The sequence below is a fragment of the Sulfitobacter sp. UBA1132 genome (genome assembly GCF_002311545.1).
GTDB classification, from domain to species: domain Bacteria; phylum Pseudomonadota; class Alphaproteobacteria; order Rhodobacterales; family Rhodobacteraceae; genus Sulfitobacter; species Sulfitobacter pontiacus.
The window spans coordinates 291,684-306,870 of sequence record NZ_DCAN01000006.1; the positions used below are offsets into that span (position 1 = coordinate 291,684).

At 59.8% G+C, this 15,187-nt stretch carries 9 protein-coding genes; 3 read left to right on the forward strand and 6 right to left on the reverse strand.

Features of this window, described 5'->3' with window-relative positions; all coding sequences use genetic code 11:
- Positions 1-44: 44 nt before the first annotated feature.
- A complete protein-coding gene (locus B4F27_RS05235; protein ID WP_286759058.1) occupies positions 45-1,076 on the reverse strand; it encodes a LacI family DNA-binding transcriptional regulator in 1,032 nt (343 codons plus the stop codon).
- A gap of 1,262 nt (positions 1,077-2,338) precedes the next feature.
- On the opposite strand from B4F27_RS05235, the gene B4F27_RS05240 reads away from it, so the two are divergent.
- Entirely contained in the window at positions 2,339-8,029 is a 5,691-nt protein-coding gene (locus B4F27_RS05240; RefSeq protein WP_414717684.1) for a Hint domain-containing protein, read from the forward strand.
- 116 nt (positions 8,030-8,145) lie between these two features.
- On the opposite strand, the gene B4F27_RS05245 is transcribed toward B4F27_RS05240, so the two are convergent.
- Positions 8,146-8,748, reverse strand: coding sequence for a nucleotidyltransferase family protein (locus tag B4F27_RS05245; protein ID WP_286759060.1), 603 nt, complete (start codon positions 8,746-8,748; stop codon positions 8,146-8,148).
- A 173-nt stretch (positions 8,749-8,921) separates the two neighbouring features.
- On the opposite strand from B4F27_RS05245, the gene B4F27_RS05250 reads away from it, so the two are divergent.
- On the forward strand, positions 8,922-10,289 hold the full coding sequence (locus tag B4F27_RS05250; RefSeq protein WP_286759061.1) for a DUF2254 domain-containing protein: 1,368 nt from the start codon (positions 8,922-8,924) through the stop codon (positions 10,287-10,289).
- Positions 10,290-10,298: 9 nt separating this feature from the next.
- Here the strand turns inward: B4F27_RS05250 and B4F27_RS05255 are convergent, their stop codons facing one another.
- Positions 10,299-11,603: an HlyC/CorC family transporter gene (locus tag B4F27_RS05255; RefSeq protein ID WP_064215721.1), complete on the reverse strand. Its 1,305-nt coding sequence runs from the start codon at positions 11,601-11,603 to the stop codon at positions 10,299-10,301.
- Between the two features lie 64 nt (positions 11,604-11,667).
- Between B4F27_RS05255 and B4F27_RS05260 the strand changes: the two genes are divergently transcribed.
- Positions 11,668-12,495 (forward strand): metallophosphoesterase family protein, encoded by an 828-nt coding sequence (locus tag B4F27_RS05260; RefSeq protein WP_286759062.1) that lies wholly within the window; start codon positions 11,668-11,670, stop codon positions 12,493-12,495.
- On the opposite strand, the gene B4F27_RS05265 is transcribed toward B4F27_RS05260, so the two are convergent.
- Genes B4F27_RS05265 through B4F27_RS05275 form a run of 3 tightly spaced genes read right to left on the reverse strand, consistent with a single transcriptional unit; the run spans position 12,432 to position 15,120 of the window.
- On the reverse strand, positions 12,432-13,406 hold the full coding sequence (locus tag B4F27_RS05265) for a site-specific tyrosine recombinase XerD (RefSeq protein WP_286759063.1): 975 nt from the start codon (positions 13,404-13,406) through the stop codon (positions 12,432-12,434). The genes B4F27_RS05260 and B4F27_RS05265 overlap by 64 nt on opposite strands.
- The gene (locus B4F27_RS05270) at positions 13,406-14,974 is read right to left on the reverse strand and encodes a hypothetical protein (protein WP_286759064.1); all 1,569 of its coding nucleotides are present in this window, start codon (positions 14,972-14,974) and stop codon (positions 13,406-13,408) included. Before B4F27_RS05270 ends, B4F27_RS05265 begins: the two co-directional genes overlap by 1 nt.
- Positions 14,971-15,120 (reverse strand): hypothetical protein, encoded by a 150-nt coding sequence (locus B4F27_RS05275; RefSeq protein WP_005853380.1) that lies wholly within the window; start codon positions 15,118-15,120, stop codon positions 14,971-14,973. Before B4F27_RS05275 ends, B4F27_RS05270 begins: the two co-directional genes overlap by 4 nt.
- Between the last annotated feature and the right edge of the window lie 67 nt (positions 15,121-15,187).

Genomic DNA, 15,187 nt, shown 5'->3' on the forward strand with positions numbered 1-15,187 from the left:
TACGCGCGTCTAGTTTTGCGATTTAGGTGATTGTTTTCAATTGCCTAGGCAGATCCCCTGAGCACAAGCTTGCCGTCAAACAGCGTCTCTGTACGCGAATCAAGAGAATCATCTGCCTCGATCAGCGCCAGCAGGGTGGTCGCGCTTTTCTCGGCAATGGCTTCGTAGTCTTGGGACACGGTGGTTAGACGTGGGCAGGTGAAGCGCGAGAAAGGATGGTCGTCATGGCCCGCGACGCGGAAGTCGTGGCCTGCCTCGATCCCGACGCTCATCCCTGCCTCGAAAATGGCGGACAACAGCCCGATGGCCAAACGGTCGTTGCTGCACAGTATTGTTTTCGACGGCAGGCTCCGGTCGCGGATCACGCGGGTGCCTTCGCGAAACCCGATCTCTTCGAATTCCCATCCCTCGCCGCCGACCTGGATCAGATGCGGCGTCTGGCCCACACGTTCCATCGCCCTGACATAGGCCGCCCGCCGTTTGTAGGCGTTGGGGTTCATCGGGTCTTTCATCTCGAAAAAGGCAGGCGGCTCGCCCGTGCGGCACAGATAGTCGACGATCAGATCAACGCTTTGTTCATTGTTGGAGCCTATGAACGCCTTGCCGACCTTATCGATGTTCGCATCGAACAGGACGGTAGGGACCTCTTCGGTAAAGGTCTGGATCTGCGCGTGATCAGAACTGCGCCCGAAAGCGGCCAGCAATACGCCCGCCGGTTTCAACATGCGCAGGTTTTCCAAGTTCTCCAGCTCCATCTCGGGGCTGCCGTGCGACCCGAGCAGAACGGGCCGGAAGCCCTGCCGCAAGATGTGCTCTTCGATCGTGCGGGCAATCTTGGCAAAGAAAGGGTCGGCCAGATGCGGCACCACGACGCCGATGTTCTTGGTCAAACGGCGGTTCTGGTTCATGGCGTAAAGATTGGGCCGATAGTCATATCGGTCAAGCGCTGCCTCAACCCGTTTGCGGGTGCTGCTACGCACGCTGGTGGGGTCGTTGAAGAACTTGGAAAGCGTCGGACGGGAGATCCCGCTGACGGCGGCAAACTCTTCCATATTCTTGATTTTCCGACTGCTCATCAAACGCTTCTTCTGGTGGTGGCAGAGGCCAAGTGACGACGCCATGTTCCTGTATCTGTTGGATCAGCATACTTGTCGCGCGGTAAATATCACCCCCTAACATCATGAGACAGTGGGATTTTGCTGCGAATTTGACCAAAATACCCTCTTGCGGTTGTAGCGGCAGATGTTCGCTCAAACGCATGTCCTCGTGTCAAACTTATGGTGTCGGGCCTAAATAATCGGCATATGGCATCCCACCTGAGGTACCGAAGGCTATCCTTTAGGTGGTATTGCGATTCGGTTTCGCGCTGGCAAACTGGCGGCGTTTTCGAAAAAATGGGCGCGGTCGCAAGCTATTGGTTCCAAATCGCGAATTTACGCGCCGCCACAGTCCCGCCACGCCGAATTTAATCGCAAAGATGGTTTATTGTGTCTGCCTGCGAAACAGTGCCGAGGGCTGGGTTTGGGAAATCATTAAAATTAAGTGAAAAATCCCAAAAACCACCCACATCATCGAAATTCGCACCCTGAGATGGGAAACAATGTGCTACCTATGAGTGCATATTCCGCGCCGCCGTCGAGTCAAAAAAGGCGGAAAAGAGGCGCGTCTGCGAATTCTTGCCATTTTTTCCTTCCAGCAACGTCAACGGGTAGGTAATAAGAACGTGCCCAACTGGGGGGCAAAGTTTTTTAGGTTTCGGGGGCGACCGCATCGAACGCACATGTTGTGCGGGGAAGATGTGTTCGCTTGGCTCTTAAGAGCCGATGAATATACCACTGCCGGTTGCGCGGCAGCGGGCAGCTGTCTTCGGCTGATCCTCCCTTCAGGACGGTAGAGTTCTTTGTGTGTCGTCTGTGACCGCGGAGCTTTGTTAGGGGTATTGTGCGCCGTTTTTTAACGGCCCGCCACGTTGGCGGAAGGAGGAGAAACTGATGGGAAACTGTATCTACAGACCACGACTGCCGGACCGTTCGGGTATGGGTGATGTTGCAACTCTGCGTTGCTCCGCCGCTGCCGACACCGTCTTGATTTCTTCCCCGAAGCGCCGTTTTCGGATCACAACAAGAACACAAATGACCCGTATCCAAACGGCTGCAGATTTGGGCGTGTCACGCGATGCACCCGTCCGCGCGCCGTATGTTTCATTGCAGCAGCGTCGCGGGCAGGGCGTTGCTTTGTCCCGCCTTAGTACCCCGGCACAGAATTGGTGCCATGTGAATTAATAAGCTTCGCCCATGACTGGGCACCCTAGTTTTACGGCTGACGGTACAACCGTAGCGTGCCTGACCTGATTTTGGAGACGACCGATATGACCATCTTTTTGAATAAACTGTGGCTCTTTGGAAAAACCTCGACCGCCGAAGCCGAGAAAACCGCGACCGAGGCTCCGGCCGACGGACCGAACGGGATCGTGGACGGTAACCAGCAGGGCAACAAGATCGACGCCAGCTATAATGATGACCCAAGCGGAGACCGTGTTGACGGTAACGACGCGGTATTCGGCAACGTCGGGTCCAATGATGACATCATCCTCGCACGTGGCGGCAATGATACGGTCAACGCGGGTTTGGGGAATGATACGGTCGTTGCAGGGTCGGGCAATGATTATGTTGACGGGGGCAAGGGCAACGACATCCTGATCGGTGATGGCGCGACCAAGGGCAACTACGGCGACACCCGCGAAAGCTTTGAATGGTCCAAGGCACCTGACCCATCTGGGGACGGCTCCGCGATCGACGACAATGACAACCTCAAGGGCGGGTTCACCCAGAATACCGGCACCGTCAACGTCACATTCGAGCTCAAGAGCTTTTCGCCGAAGAACAATGCGGATCAGGAATTCAGCGACAGCAAACAGTTCACCGGCAATGTCGAGGGCGATGCCCATGGCGTGAACGACAACAGCTCCTTTGAATCGCTGGCCAACTGCACCGGTGAAACCAAGTTCGAACTGCGGTTTGACGAGGCCGTTGGCAATGTGTCCTTCAACGTGAACGACATCGACAACAGAGGCGCGGTGAAAGTGCTGGCCTACGACGCATCCGGCAAGATGATCGACGTCGATATGATCGCCAACAGCAGCTCCGGCAAAGTGAAGCTGACGGACAGTGACGGCAAGTTCGGCGTGGACACGGCCACCAGCGAGGGCGGCGACGATTCCCCCTCGTCGAGCAAGTATTCCGTCAACGTGTCCATCGACGGTCCCGTATCGCGGATCGAGTTCATCCACACCGGTGCCACAAGCGGCAACTCGGGCGTCAATGTAACCGACGTGTTCTTTGACAACCCCGCGGCCTTGCTGGCGGATGACGACGGCACTGTCGGCAACGACACGCTGCACGGCGGCGAAGGCGATGACATCATCTTTGGCGATAGCGCCGGCCTGACCAAAGCGCAGCCCGTCTCGAAGACTGTTGAGCCTGTGTCGGGTGCGGATCATACCGTTCTGACGTGGGATCTGGCAAATGTGACGGTGGCTGGCGGTTCAAGCCCCTTCCAGAATAGCGATGTGGGCTCCGGCGATCTGTCTGGCAAGTCGTTCACCATCAACGAAAATTCAGCACCTGTCGCGGTTGGCATCAATGATGACGACGATAAGTTGAATGACAACGACAACTCGCAAACCTTGGCGAAAACCACCAAATTGGATGACAATACCGAAAACTCCGGTGACAAGATCATCCCCGAGTATTCCTATATTGTGCGCCCCGAAGGCGCAGTAGATTCCTCGCAGGATGTGACAGTCTACGTCGTGAACTTTGACGGCGACGATGCCGTCGGTTTCGTGACAGACAAACCGCTGGAAGTCGGCAAATCCTACGATTTCGTCAGCCACAACTCTAACCTGCCATCGATCAAATACGACCACATCGCCAAAACCTATACCGTGAGCGATGACAGCACGTCCCCAACCGATGGCACCGTTGGTGGCGACGATGTGCTGACCGGCGGGAATGGCAACGACACGATCTTTGGTGAAGGCGGCAACGACAGCATCGAAGGCAACGCGGGCCACGATTCGATCGAAGGCAACCACGGCGATGACACCATTTCCGGTGGCACTGGCAATGACACGATCTATGGCGACAACAACACCGGCGGCGCCTCTACGCCCGGCGGCACGACAGAGCGTGAGAGCTTTGAGTGGGACAAGGCACCAGACCCCCACGATACCTCTGCTGTCGATAATAACGACAATCTGGGCGGTGGCTTTGTTCAGGACACGGGCAACGTCAATGTGACCTTCTCGGTCACGGGCAGCAATGAAACACCCGAGACGACATTCTCGACGGACCAGCAAAAGGTGCATTCGATCACTGGCGACGGTCAGGCGACCAATGCCAACAGCTCTTTGGCCTCGCTGGCGAACCAGGATGGCGAGAGCGCGACCTATCGTTTGGATTTCTCCAAGGATGTGACCAACATCAGCTTCCGCATCAATGACATTGATAACGCGTCGAAAGTCGTCATCGTGGCGGTTGGTCCCGATGGGACACGGACGCCGATCAAGGTCGATGCAGGCAGCGGCATCAATGCCCACAACCAAGACGGCGTTGGCGGTTACGAAACCCTGATCAGCGGCGGGGGTAATGGCCCCGATACCGATCCCTACCACTCTGCCCTAGTGAACATCGAAGGCCCGGTCGAATACCTCGAGATTACCCACACGATGGATCAAAGCCTGTCGCCCGGCAATCACGCGGGCATCAACATCACCGATGTCTATTTTGACGCGCCCGTGGGCGGCGTTGACGGGGGTGCCGGCAATGACCTGTTGATGGGCGACGAGGGCGATGACCTGATCGACGGCGGCGCTGGCGATGACACGCTGTTTGGCGGTGACGACGACGATACGCTGATCGGCGGCGACGGTGATGACCAGCTGACTGGCGGTGAAGGCAAAGACAACATCAGCGGCGGTGCGGGCAAGGATACTATCTTTGGCGGCACCAATGGCGATGAGGTTGACGGTGGTGCAGGCGGCTTCAATGCCGACCCTGCGCTCAACACCGACGATGACACGCTTGATCTGACTGGCCTCAATTTCCGCTTGCGTGATCTGGAACCAGATAGCAACGGCAATGGTCAGAACGGTACGGTTGATCTGTACAACGCCGACGGCACATCCGCGGGCTCGTTCAAATTCACCGAGATCGAAAACATCATCGGCGAAGAGATGGCCGGTCCTGTTGATGGTCTGGACTCTGGCGAGGATATGGCACCGGGCTACACCGATGCCCAAGGCGACCAGATCGACGGCACCGACGGGATCAACGATACGATCTTTGGTAACGGTGGCGACGACACGATCGACAGCGGTTTGGGCGACGATACCGTTGACGGCGGCGCGGGCGACGACACGTTCACGCTGACCGATGGCGTCGATAACGACGTTATCATCGGCGGCGAAAGCGGCGAAACCGACGGCGATGTGATCGACAGTACGGCTGTGGATGACGACCTGACAGTCACTTTCACCGACAAAGAGGAAGGGACACTGACCAACGGGTCCGGCACCACCGAATTCTCGGAGATCGAGAGACTCGAACTGGGTGGCGGTGACGATACGGTCACAGGCTCTGGCGGTGATGAAAATGTCTTGACCGGTGACGGCAACGACGTGGTGAACGCTGGCGGTGGTGATGATACCATCGATGGCCAGGGCGGCAATGATACCATCGACGGTGGTAAATATGATGACAGCCTGATCGGTGGTGACGGCAACGACTCCCTCGTCGGTGGTGAGGGTGACGACGTACTGATTGGCAACAAGCCCGGTGCGATTGGCGTGCCCGACACGGACGTTCCTTTGGTCTCCACACCCTTTGATCAGGATACCAACCCCAACGACGACAAAGACACGCTGATCGGCGGCGCAGGGAATGATACGATCGATGGCGGTGATGATGCCGACTATATCGACGGTGGCGACGATGATGATGTCATCGAAGGCGGCATCGACAACGACACCATCTATGGCGGCAGCGGCAACGACACCATCACGGATGTCCAAGGTGCGGACGAAATCTATGGCGGTGACGGTGACGATCTGATCGAAGCGGGTATCGACACCTTCTCTGATTATGCGAATGATCAGCCGACCGTCGGTGGGCGACCCAACCCCTTCTTCAACTCCGGAGATCCGAACAAGGACGATGGTCGTGATTTCGTCGATGGCGGCAGCGGTAACGATACGATCCGCACCGGCGACGACTCTGATACCATCTACGGCGGTACGGGCGACGATTCTATCAACGCGGGTATCGATGACGATGAGGTCTACGGCGACGACGGCGACGACAGCATCATCGGCAGCCACGGGTCCGACAGCCTGTATGGCGGCGAAGGCAATGACACCATCTATGGTGGCTTTGGTAACGAACCGATCGCCGGCTACGAGGGCGAGGAAGTCGACGCCACCGATCCGCAGCCGAACAACGGCAAGGACTATATCGAAGGCGGTGCCGGCAATGACGTGCTGTACGGTGAAGACGACAACGACACCATCCTCGGTGGTGCCGATGACGACTACATCGACGGTGGCATTGACGATGACAGCCTGGATGGCGGTCAGGGCGACGATACGATCTTGGGCGGTCAAGGCAACGACACCATCCGCGGCGCACAGGGCCATGATGAGATTGATGGGGGGGACGGTGACGACTCCATCCTCGCGGGCAATGGCAACGACGACGTTAAAGGCGGTGCCGGGAACGACACCATCGACGGTGGTCAGGGCAACGACACCATCGACGGCGGTGACGGCGATGACTCCATCCTTGGGGGCTTTGGCGATGACTCCATCCTCGGGGGTGCCGGAAACGACACGATCATCGCGGCCGGTGACAATGATACCGTAGACGGTGGGACCGGTGACGATTCCATCAGCGGTGTGCGCGGCGACGACATCTTGTTCGGTGGCGAGGGTGACGACACCATCGATGGCGGTGAAGACAACGACAGCATCGACGGCGGCGACGGCGACGACAGCCTGCTGGGTGGCTTTGGCAACGACACCATCGAAGGCGGTGAAGGCGACGATACCATCAGCGCAGGTGGCGGCGACGACATCATCAGCGGTGGCGCGGGCAATGATAGCCTGCAAGGTAACGACGGGCGCGATACCTTCACCAACGTCAACGGTGGCGACACCATCGACGGCGGTGCCGGCACAGATGCCTCCGACTACGACGTCATCGATCTGAGAGGCGCGCTGAGCCCCGGCGGCGGTTATCGTCTTGAAAACGTCACGCCGGATAATGATGCCGGTGACACAATCGACGGCGACAGCCCCAACGATGGCATCGACGGTACAATCGTCTTTACGGATGCGTCCGGCACTGAGACCGGTCGTCTCGACTTCACCAACATCGAAGAGATCATTCCCTGCTTCACGCCGGGCACCTTGATCGCTACGCCGAAAGGGGAACGTCGGGTCGAAGATCTGGTGGTGGGCGACCGTGTCATCACCCGTGACAACGGTATCCAGGAAATCCGCTGGGTCGGTGCCCGCGAGATGACCGGACAAGAGCTGGCGCATAAAGCGCATCTGCTGCCGGTTCTGATCCGTCAGGGCGCTTTGGGCAACAATCTGCCCGAGCGTGACATGCTGGTCAGCCCCAACCACCGCGTTCTGGTGGCCAACGACAAGACAGCGCTCTACTTCGAAGAGCGCGAGGTTCTGGTCGCGGCGAAACACCTGACCGGTCTGGAAGGTGTTGATATCGTGGAAACCTCTGGCACGACCTACATCCACGTGATGTTCGACCAGCACGAGGTGATCCTGTCTGACGGCACATGGACCGAAAGCTTCCAGCCGGGCGATATGAGCCTTGCAGGCGTCGGCAACGCGCAACGCAACGAGATCCTGGAGCTTTTCCCGGAACTGGCAACGCGCGAAGGGGTGGACGGCTATGTCGCCGCGCGCCGCACGCTGAAAAAGCACGAGGCGAAACTTCTGACGAAGTAAGCGCCACAATATATGCAGCAACAGGCCTGCATCCCCTTGTGGGGGTGCAGGGCGAAGAACGGGGCAGGCGACTGTCCCGTTTTTTTCGTGTTGAGGGGTACGTGGTTAGGGGCCGGTCAGCGCGCCGCGCGCCATGCGGCCCATGCTTCGGGCGTATCAAGGTCCAGTCGCGCGCGGTTGTCCGGCAGGGGGATCAGCAGCGTCTGGTCCTGGGCCTGTGCAATGATCTCTTTCCCGCCGGTGTCACCTTGCATCCGTGCAAAATGATCAAAATGGCAGGCTGCAAATACCGTCGGGTGACCCGGCTTTCCATCCGCCGTCGCACCGCGCCATATCGTGTAATTTGATTTAATATCAACGGCGTGAAAGACGGTGTTCAAGTCATTTTCAGTCAGCTCTGGCAGGTCGGCAAGCAGCACCATCGCGGCAGGCGTACCGGCGGGAAGGGTCGCAAACCCCGCGCGGAGCGAGGCGTTCATCCCCTCTGCCGCATCGGCAACGGGGAGCGCTTCAACCTCCATATCAGCCACAAGCGCATAGCGAGGGTGGGGCGCAGGTGGCAGGGCCACAATGACCGCCCCTCGCGTCGCCGCCCGCGCGATCCGTGCCTGTCGGCGCAGCAGGGGTTCGCCCTCCACGATCTCTTGCAGTTTGTCCCGCCCCCGCATCCGCGAGGATTGCCCCGCGGCCAGCAGGATGATGGGGATGTCATGGCTCATACACCGACCATAGCCAGATTGTTCAACCACCGTAAGACCATAGCATCAGTCCCGCCCGCTGATTTAGCCCTGCATTTTTGAACCATCGGGCGGCATAGGGCGTTGGGCTTGTAAGCCAGGTGATCTCCGCGCAAGCTTGTTGAACATGGCACTTCATCACGCGGACATACCCTATGAACTTTGACTTCCTTTTGCCATCGACACTGCTCCGCAAGGGCCGTGAATACAGCCGCAAGCTGTGGGTGCGGGTGCTGATCATGGGGTTGTTGGCGGTCTTGTCGCTGCTGCTGAGCATGTTGATCGAACGCTGGATCCCGCAGTCGCTCGCGACCTATCTGACCGGCAGTGCGGCGGACCGGTTGCTGTCGATCATCGCCAACGCGATGCTTGCGGTCACCACCTTTTCGCTTAGCGTCATGGTCACGGTATATCGCAGCACCTCGACCCAATGGACGCCGCGCATTCACCGCTTGATCGTGCAGGACCGCACCACCCAGAATACGCTGGCCGTCTTTATCGGGGCCTATGTCTATGCGCTGATCGCCATCATCCTGCGCGAGCTTGGGGTGTTCGACGACAAGCGGTCTTTCGTGTTGTTCGTGATGACGGTGATCGTATTGACGGTGATCGTGTTCAGCCTGATCCGATGGGTGCTGCATTTGCAGACCTTTGGCAGCCTGATCGATACCTCGCGACAGGTGGAGGATCAGACACGCCGCACCTTCAAGGAACGCCTGCATAATCCCTGCCTCGGGGCCAATCCGCTGACGGGTGATATTCCCGACAGTGCAAAGCCGTTCACCGCGGATGAAAACGGCTATATCCAGCATATCTATCCCGAAGCGTTGAATACCGTGGCGGAAAACCACGGGGTGAAGATCTATCTCAAGCGCAACATCGGCAGCTTTGTTTTCGTCAACGAACCTTTGATGATGATCGACCGCGTGGGGCAGCCCAAGGACGATGAACACACCGATGAAACGCTGCATGCAGGGATCAATGCCAGTATCACCATCGGCGATTTGCGGACCTATGACCAAGATCCGCGCTTTGGTCTCATCGTGATGGGAGAGGTCGCGTCAAAGGCGCTGTCGCCCGGCGTAAATGACCCCGGCACCGCGATCGACGTGATCACCCGCATTGGCCGCATCCTGAGCTTTTACGAGGATGAGACCGAAAACGACCGCGACGAGGTGCTGGACCACATCTATGTCGCACCGCTGGACCCGTCCGACCTGATGCAGGACGCTTTTGGCGCGTTGGCGCGGGACGGGTGTACGGTGGTCGAGGTGCAGCAGCGGCTTCAAGCCACGCTGAACGGCCTGATGCGGCACCCTGACGAGGGGCTACGCATGGCCGCGCGCAAGGCTGCCGAGCGCCACCTCAGACGCGCGCTTGCCAAGATCGACTTTGAACCCGACCGGGCGCAGTTGATGGAAAGCGCCAGCCAAGACGTGCGCGATGCGGTCCGTGACGCGGTAAAGCACAGTGATACCGAGGATGACGCGCCAAAGATGGACAATGACACCGACACCACCTGAGGGCGGCTTTTACAGGGGGCGGATTTTCAGCTGTGTGATCCGGTTGCCATCGCGGGCGATGACCTCGAACCGGAACCCGTGGAAAGAGAACACCTGATTGGGCGTCGGGATCATCTGCGCTTCGTGGATCACCAGACCGGCGACGGTATTGGCCTCTTCGTCGGGCAAGTCCCATTCCGTGGCGCGGTTGAGGTCGCGGATCGTCATGGCCCCATCGACGAAATATTGCCCGTCCTCGGCCTTGGTCACGCCGTGGTCCGCATCTGGGTCGAATTCATCGGTGATCTCGCCCACAATCTCTTCAAGGATATCCTCGAGCGTGATCAACCCCTGAAGCGAGCCATATTCATCCACCACCAGCGCAAAATGGGTGCGGCGCCGTAGGAACTGGCGCATCTGTTCGTCCAGCGTAGATGTCTCGGGCACGAAATAGGGTTTCATCGCGATATCGGCGATTTTGAACGTCTTGAACGGTTTGTCATCCTCGGCACCGCTGATGTGCTTGTACATGGCACGCAGCAGGTCTTTGGCATGGATCACACCGATGATGTTCTCGGGGTCGTCGCGGTAGACGGGCAGGCGGGTGTGGTTGCTTTCCAGGATCTGTTCAAGGATCTGCGAAGGGTCATCGGCGGCATCGATCATCTCGATCCCTGACCGGTGGAGCATGACCTCTTCCACCATGCGTTCGCGCAGATCAAGCGCGCCTAGAATGCGGTCGCGGTCTTCCTTCTCTACCACCCCTTCGGAGCGGCCGATTTGGAGCGCCCCCGCGATTTCCTCGCGCACGGCAAGGATGTTGCTGTCAGGGTCGATCGTCACGCCGAAAAGACGCAGGATGCCGCGGACCAGAAACCGCACGGCTGACACCACGGGGCTGAAGATCAGCACCACCAGCGCAATGGGCCGCGACACGGCTGCGGCGGCGGTTTCAGCATTGGTGATCGCATAGGTCTTGGGCAGAACCTCGGCAAAGATCAGAACCAGCAGCGTCATCACCAGCGTCGCCAGCGCCACACCGGATTCGCCAAAGACCCGCGTGAACAGCGCCGTCGCAAGCGAGGCTGCAAGAATGTTCACAAGATTGTTGCCCAGCAGGACAGAGCCGATCAGCCGCTCGTTATCCTCGGTGATCTTGAGCGCACGTTCCGCCCCCTTGGACCCTTTATCCGCCTGACCCCGCAGCTTGCCCCGCGATGCCGCCGTCAGCGCCGTTTCAGACCCCGAGAAGAAGCCGGAAAGCACCAGAAGGAACAGGATGATACCGCTGCTGATCCAAAATGCGCCGTCTAGGATTGCGGGGGCCGTGTCCATTTGTGAGTATACCTTATCCGTTTGCTCATAGGGTTATGGGCGTGTGTGCGGTTTCATTCAAGGGATGAGCAGGGTGAACCATCAAGATTTGGGAGAATTGAACGGGCCGATTGTGCTGTTCGGCGGGCCATATTCCAACCGGCAGGCGCTTGACGCGCTGTTTGACCGCGCGCGGGCCTTAGGGGTGGGGTCGGACCGGATGATTTGCACCGGCGACGTGGTAGCCTATTGCGCCGATGCCCATGCCGTCAGCGACAGGATGCAGGACAGCGGCATCGCGGTGGTGGCGGGAAATTGTGAAAAGCAACTTGCCGCAGGTGCGATGGATTGCGGCTGCGGGTTCGAGGATGGCAGCGCCTGCGATCTGCTGTCGGTCGGCTGGTACGGCTACGCCAGCGCGCAGATCACCCAAGCGCAGCGTGACTGGATGGGGCAGGTGCCGGATATCCTCAGCTTTCACCACGCCGGAAAGCGCTATGCCGTGATCCACGGGGGGCACCATGATATCGCCCGCTTCATCTGGCCCGTCTCGCCCAAGGCCGTTTTCGACGCGGAGTGGGAGGCGGTGGAGCGGAGCATCGGTCCGGTGGACGGGATCATCGCCGGGCACTGCGGGGTGGCGTTTGAACGGCAGACAGCGCGGGGGATGTGGATCAACGCCGGTGTCATCGGCATGCCGCCCAACGATGGCGCACCGCAGACCCGTTTTGCGGTGCTTGATGCGGGGCAGGTGTTGTTTCACCGGCTTGACTATGACCATGCCGCCGCCGCCGGCGCGATGGTGCAGGCGGGGCTGACCCAAGGCTACCACAAGGCGCTAGAGACGGGTCACTGGCCGTCAGAGGATGTCTTGCCGCCGGCACTGCGCCGCCCCGCCTTGGCCAGCGGATGATTTTCCAGCACCAGCTCGGACAAACGTGCCTCTAGCACATGGGTGTAGATTTCGGTCGTGGCGACATCGGCGTGCCCCAGCATCGTCTGGATCGCCCGCAGATCGGCCCCGTTGGCCAGCAGATGCGTTGCAAAGGCGTGTCGTAGGGTGTGGGGGGTGACCTTGGACGGATCAACACCGGCGGTCAGGGCAAATTCCTTGATCAGCAGATAGAAGCGGTGGCGCGTCAGATATCCGGCGCTGCCGCGACTGGGGAACAGGTAGATCGACGCGGGTTTGCCCTTGGCCTGTGCGGCCTCGTCGGTTCTATCTCGCTGCACCAGCCATGCCGCCAGCGCCTCGCGCGCGGGGTCGGACAAGGGCACCAGACGTTCCTTGCCGCCTTTGCCCATAATCAACAGCAAGCGCGGATCGCCGCGGGCCGCGCTGACCCGAAGGCTCACCAACTCGCTCACCCGCATGCCGGTGGCGTAGAGCAGCTCCATCAAACAGGTGTTGCGCAGCTGGTCCGAGGTGTTGCGCCCCGAGCGGCGCGCCGCGTTGAGCAGCTGGTCAACCTCGTCCTCCGACAGCACCTTGGGCAGACGTTTGTCTTGCCCCGGACCCGCAATCTGGATCGCGGGGTTATCCGTGCGCCACCCTTCTTCAAATGCGAAACGGTACAGCTGTTTGATCGCCGACAGCCGCCGTGCGCGGGTGGATTTGGCAAGCCCCTGCGCGTCGCACCAGACCAGATAGGCTTCGATATCCGCGCGACCGACCGAGACGAAATCCAATGCGCGGCGGGCGAGGAAACTGTCAAAATCCTTCAGGTCGCGCCCATAGGCGAGTTGCGTGTTCGTGGCCGCGCCCAGTTCCGCCGCCTGCGCCTCTAGGAAGGTCGAAATCCAGTGCAGCAATTCGGTCTGCATCAGTTCCGCTCCAGCAGAGACGTTTGCAGGGCAGCCCGGCGTGCGGCATCTTCCAGCCCCAAGGCCCTTAGGGTAGAGATCGCATCGCGCAGGGCAGCCGTGTCACCGCGGGCACCATCCTCTAGAAGCGCAATCGTATGCAGGATAGCGCTGCCCAACTGACCGTTCTGTGCCATCTCGACCAGCCCCTTGCGCGGTGTCGGGGTCGTGAAAGCGCTGGCAATCCCCTGTGCGTGGGGGATGTCGGGCGTGGTTTTCGGGGCCTCGCCGCGCGCGATCTGCGAGAGGAATGTAATCTCTGCCGGTGTCGCATCAGCGTTGGCAACCTGCTCGTAAAGCGGTGACAGCAGCAGGATACGGTCCCGCAGGGCGGCGCTGGCACCGTTAAGGTCGGTGCCCTGTAAATCCTCGGCATAGAGGGTGGCGAAGGTCACTTCGGTTTCGGCCTGCTGCATGGCGCGCCACGCGGGGCGCAGGGCTTTGGCGATTGCCTCTGTATTGCCGCTGGACATGGCCGTGTCGAACCGCTGGAGCGCTTCGACACGGTCCCACACCCCGCCAGAGGCCGCAGGCTCACGGTCGGTATAAATGCCCAGAAACCGGTTGTCGGGCAGGGCCCCGATACGGGTCAGACGCTCCGCCGCATCCAGCTGCGCCTTCCAGCCCGCGATATCGCGCAGATCGGCCACCGCATAGGCGGCAGTCAGGTTCCGCGTGGGCTGCGGCTCTCCGATCGCTTCAAGAAGCCGGAACTTGAGCGGCGTCATCTCGCGCGGGCCGGGCAGGGGCGCGGCCCCTTCGTAGAGGTCAGGGTTGAGGAACCGGTCCAGCAACGACAGATCGCTTTCGGGCAGCAGCGCCAGCGCTTGGGCAGACCCCAGCGTCAGCGCCGCCGTGTCCCATTCCCCCGACCGCGCAGCGCAAAGGATGCGCACGCCATAATCCGTTGTCAGGAAGGGCTTGTCCTTCAGCCGCAGGCAGGCGCGGTCTTCGGTGCCCAAAAGCAGGCTCACCTGCATCCAGAGGTCAAAGTGATCCGGCGAGGTCTCGACGCCCGCCTGTTCGATCAGCGACATCGCAGGGTCAAGCGCCGCAGCATCCAACAAGGTGCGCACACGGGCGAGGGCAAGCGCATCGCCCTGTTTCGCGTCCCCCTGCGGCGCGGTCGCTTGTGCCAGCAGCAGGGTGAACAGCAGCGAATGGGCGACGGGCAGGTGAAGCTCTGGCAGACGGTCAAGCTGATGGGCGATATCTTCCGCGGTGCTGCCTGTCCATAGATCCTGCGGCAGCCCTGTGACCTTGGTTGGCACCAACCCGATAGCGCGCGGCCCGCCTTTGCCCAAGGGGGCTACGGTCACGACAGGCGGCAGCGCGGTCCGCGCCACGGGGGCCTCGTCCGGCTTGACGGGGGCCTTGCGCGTCGGTTGCGGCGTCTTGGGACGTTCGCCGAGCCAGTCGATCACCGACAAAGGCGCGTTGCGGTCATTCTGCGCCGCGGTTTGCGCGGCGACACCAAGGGGGAGGGCAATCAGGCAAAAAACGCTTAGCTGCCTGACAAATCGGATCATTGCTGCTCCAACGTCACGGATTCGCGGATTTCGACCTGGGGTGGTGCAAAGTCCGCCCCGAAGAACGGCCCCACATAGGCATAGACCGCAAGGCCGATGAACCCAATAATTGCGAGGTAAATCAGAAACTTGATCAGCTTGCCCATGGAATCCGCCTGCTTTCTTCTGCATCTTTTGACTATTCTATATATGGCCTTTTGGGCAAGATCACGT